Genomic DNA, 4,330 nt, shown 5'->3' with positions numbered 1-4,330 from the left:
CGGTGCCGTTGCGGGTGCGGGTGGATCCGGCGGAGGGGCTGGGGGATCTGGTGGTGCGGGTGCAGGCGGAGCGTTCCGCGCTGCTGGCGCACGAGCATGTCGGGCTGGCGGAGATCCAGCGGATCGCCGGACACGGCGAACTCTTCGACACCACCACGGTCTTCGAGAACTACCCGGTGGACGCCGACGCGCTCGCCAAGACGGCCGCCGCGAGCGGCCTGAGCCTGGGCCCGGCCGAGATCAGCAACGCCGGTCACTACCCCGTGACCCTGACCGTGGCGCCCGGCTCCCGCCTGCGCCTCCAGCTCCGCCACCCCTCCGGCGCCTTCGGCACCGACGAGGCCCGGGCGCTCGCCGCCCGGCTGGCCGGGCTCATCCGGCTGACCGCGGCCGCACCGCGGACCCCCATAGCAACGGCGACCAGCCCCACAGCGAACGAGAGGCAGCAGATCGTGGAGTCGAACGGCACGGCGGGCGAGGCTCCGGGCACCACCGTGACCGCCCTCTTCAGGGCAACGGCCGCCCGCACGCCCCGCTCCGTGGCCCTGGTCGCCGGTCGGCGATCGCTGACCTTCGCCGAGCTGGACGAGCGGGCCAACCGCCTCGCCCACGCCCTGATCGCGTCGGGCGCCGGACCCGAGCGGCACGTCGCCGTGCTGCTGCCCCGCACCGAAGAGTGGATCATCACGATCCTCGCGGTGCTCAAGTCCGGTGCCGCCTATGTGCCGGTCGATCCCGCACAGCCCGCCGAGCGCACCGCGCGGGTGCTCCGCGAGGTCGCTCCGTCGGCCGTCGTCACCACCACCGCCACCGGCCCGGCCGCCGGTGCGGCCCCCGGGGCCGAGGTGATCGTGCTGGACGACCCGCGGACGGCGGCCTTCCTCGCGGACCGTCCCGCCGACGACCCGGGGGAGCGCGGCGTCCGGCCCGCGCACCCCGCCTACGTCGTCTACACCTCCGGCTCGACCGGTGCGCCCAAGGGCGTCGTCGTCCCCCACTCCGCCCTCGCCAACCTGTACGCGGCGCACGGCGAAGCCCTGTTCGCCCCCGGCCGGGAGCGGACCATGAGGGTCGGCCACCTCAGCCCCGCCACGTTCGACGCGGCCTGGAACCCGCTGCTGTGGATGGTCGCCGGACACGAACTGCACGTGCTGGACGAGGCGACCCGTACCGATCCGCACGCCGTGGCCGGTTACGTCGACACCCACCGGCTGGACTACGTGCAGGTCACTCCGACCTACTTCGACCGCCTCGTGGACGCCGGATTCCTGGGCGGCGACCACCAGCCGGCCGTGGTCGCCCTCGGCGGCGAGGAGATCGGCCCCGCCGCGTGGGAAGCGCTCGCCGCGTCGCGCTCCACCGCGTGGAATCTGTACGGCCCCACCGAGTGCACCGTGGACGCCACCGGCGCCCCGATCGCCCCCGGCACCGCACCCCACCTGGGCAGACCCCTGCTCAACACTCGTGTCCACCTGCTCGACACCGCCCTGCGGCCCGTCTCCCCGGGCACGGTGGGAGAGCTGTACCTCGCCGGGCCGCAGGTCGCCCGCGGCTATCTGAACCGGCCCGACCTCACGGCCGAGCGCTTCGTCGCCGACCCGTTCGGTGCGGCCGGGAACCGGCTGTACCGGACGGGCGACCTGGCGCGCCGGCGACCCGACGGACGGCTGGAGTTCGCCGGGCGCGCCGACCAGCAGGTGAAGCTCCGCGGCTTCCGCGTCGAACCCCGTGAGGTGGAGGCCGCGCTCGAAACCCACCCGGCGGTCGCGGCCGCCGCGGTCGTGGTGCGCGAGGACCGGCCCGGGGACCGCCGCCTGGTCGGCTACGCCGTGCTGTCCGACCCGGGCGGCCACGACCTGAGGCACTACCTGGCCGGGCTGCTGCCCGAGCACCTGGTGCCCGCCACCGTCGTCGTCCTGCCCGAACTGCCGCTGACCAGCAGCGGAAAGCTCGACAGGAAGGCGCTGCCCGCGCCGGAACGTGGACCCTCCACCGGCACCCGCGCGCCCCGGAACGAGCAGGAGACCCTGCTGAGCCAGCTGTTCGCCGACGTACTCGGCGTCCCCGAGGTGAGCGTCGAGGACGACTTCTTCAGCCTGGGCGGCGACAGCATCCTGTCCATGCAGCTCGTGGGCCGGGCACGGCGGGCCGGTCTCTCGCTGACCACGCGGGACGTCTTCAAGCACCGCACCGTGGCCGCGCTCGCCGACGCCACCGGAGAGCCCGCCGCGACCGAGCCCGAACCGAACGACGACGGGGTGGGCGACATCCCGCTGACCCCGATCATGGTCAGGCTCGCCGAGTCCGGCGTACCCCTGGACGGCCATGCCCAGACGGTGGCCGTGCGCCTGCCCCGGGGCGTCGAACGCCGCCACCTGACCGGGGCGCTGCAGGACCTCCTCGACCACCATGACGCGCTGCGGCTGATCCTGGAGTCCGACGAGGCCGGCTGGGTGCCCTGCGTACGCCCCCGAGGCGCGGTCGGCGCCGAGTCCGTACTGGAACACCTGGACGCCGGTGCGCGGGACGGCGGGGCCGAGGACCCGCACGCCCTGGCCGCCCGCGCCACGGCGCGGCTCTCCCCGGCGAAGGGCGTCGTCCTGCACGCCGTCCACGCCGACCCGGGACCGGAGGAGCGGGGGGTCCTCGTCCTGGCCGTGCACCACCTCGCCGTCGACGGAGTCTCCTGGCGGATCCTCCTCACCGACCTCGCCGCCGCGTACCGGGCCCGGGCCGCGGGCGAGCGGCCCCGGCTGCCGCGCGTGGCCACCTCCCTGCGGACCTGGGCGCTGCGGCTGACCGAACAGGCCGCGTCCCGGCGCACCGAACTCCCGCTGTGGAAGGGCGTCCTGGAAGGACCGGATCCGCTGCTGGGCACCCGGCCGCTGGACCCCGCTCTCGACCTGGCGGCCACCGTCCGCCGCACCGAGGTCACCCTGCCCGGCGACCTGTCCCGGGCCGTGCTCGCCTCGGGAAGCCCCGACCACCTCATGCTCGCCGCACTGGCCGTCGCCGTCGGACGCCGCCGTGCCGCGCGCGGCCACCGCCACGACTCCGGTCTCCTGGTGGACGTCGAGGGCCACGGGCGTGCGGAACACCTCGTCGAAGGCGCCGACCTCTCCCGGACCGTCGGCTGGTTCACCAGCCTCCACCCGCTGCGCGTCGCGACCGCCGACCCGGCCGCCCCGGACGCGGCGCGCACCGCGCTGCGCGGGGTCGCCGACGCCCTGTCGGCCGTCCCCGACGGCGGCGTGGGCTACGGACTGCTGCGCTACCTCAACCCGCGCACGGCACCGGTGCTCGCCCGCGCCGTGGCCCCGCAGATCATGTTCAACTACCTGGGCCGGGTCGGCACATCCGCCGACACCGACGATTTCGTGCCCGAGCCGCTCGGCGTGGGCGACGACGACCCGGACGCACCCCTCGGCCACGTCCTGGTCCTCGACGCGGTAGCCACGGAGCACGGCCCGGGCCCCCGGCTCACCGCGACCTGGTCCCGCGCCGGGGAGCTGCTGACCGAGAGCGACGTCACCGAACTCGTCGACGCGTGGACGGACGCCCTGCGCAGCCTGACCGGCGGCACCGGGGACGAGCCGGACGGCGGCGACGAGGGCCCCGGCCGTGGCGACGACGGCAACCACGGCCCCGCCACGCCGCCGACCGCCGGACCGGCGGCGAACCTCCCGGTGGACACCACGGACGTCAGGCTCGCCCCCGGGGAACTGGAGCACCTGGTGGCCACCGGCCCCGAGCCGGAAGCCGTCCTGCCGCTCGCGCCGCTGCAGGAGGGCCTGCTCTACCACCACACCCTCGACCAGGACGCACCGGACGTCTACAACGCACAGGCGACGCTGGAGCTGCGCGGCGCGCTCGACCCGCCCCGGCTGCGGCAGGCCATGCTGGGGCTGCTGCACCGCCACCCGAACCTGCGGGCGAGTTTCCGCTTCGACGGCGTACGGACCCCCGTCCAGGTCATCCCCCGCACCGCCGAACTGCCCTGGAACGAAGTGGATCTGCGCGGCCACCAGGACCCCCGTGCCGAGGCGGCCCGCCGCGCGGACGAGGACCGGATCCGCCGCTTCGACCCCGCCACCGGACCGCTGCTGCGCTGTCTCCTGCTGCGCCTGGACGATGCCACCTTCCGGTTCGTCATCACCAACCACCACGTCCTGTGGGACGGCTGGTCCCAGCCCATCCTGCTCAAGGAACTGCTCCAGCTGTACCGGGCGGGCGACCCGGGCCTGCTGCCCGCGGTGCGGCCGTTCCGCGACCATCTGCGGTGGCTCGCCGGGCAGGACCGTCAGGCCGCCGCGGACGCCTGGCGCACCGC

The 4,330-nt window shown here is 75.3% G+C and carries 1 protein-coding gene; it reads left to right on the top strand.

Annotation, left to right across the window (positions count from 1 at the left end; translation table 11 throughout):
- Positions 1-4,330: amino acid adenylation domain-containing protein (locus ACFV9T_RS42570; protein ID WP_385449232.1), on the top strand; the 4,330-nt coding region annotated here is incomplete at both ends.

This window comes from Streptomyces sp. NPDC059850 (assembly GCF_042731515.1).
Lineage (GTDB): Bacteria > Actinomycetota > Actinomycetes > Streptomycetales > Streptomycetaceae > Streptomyces.
The sequence above is the reverse complement of the archived record's forward strand: the minus strand, read 5'-3'. Positions and strand labels throughout refer to the sequence as shown.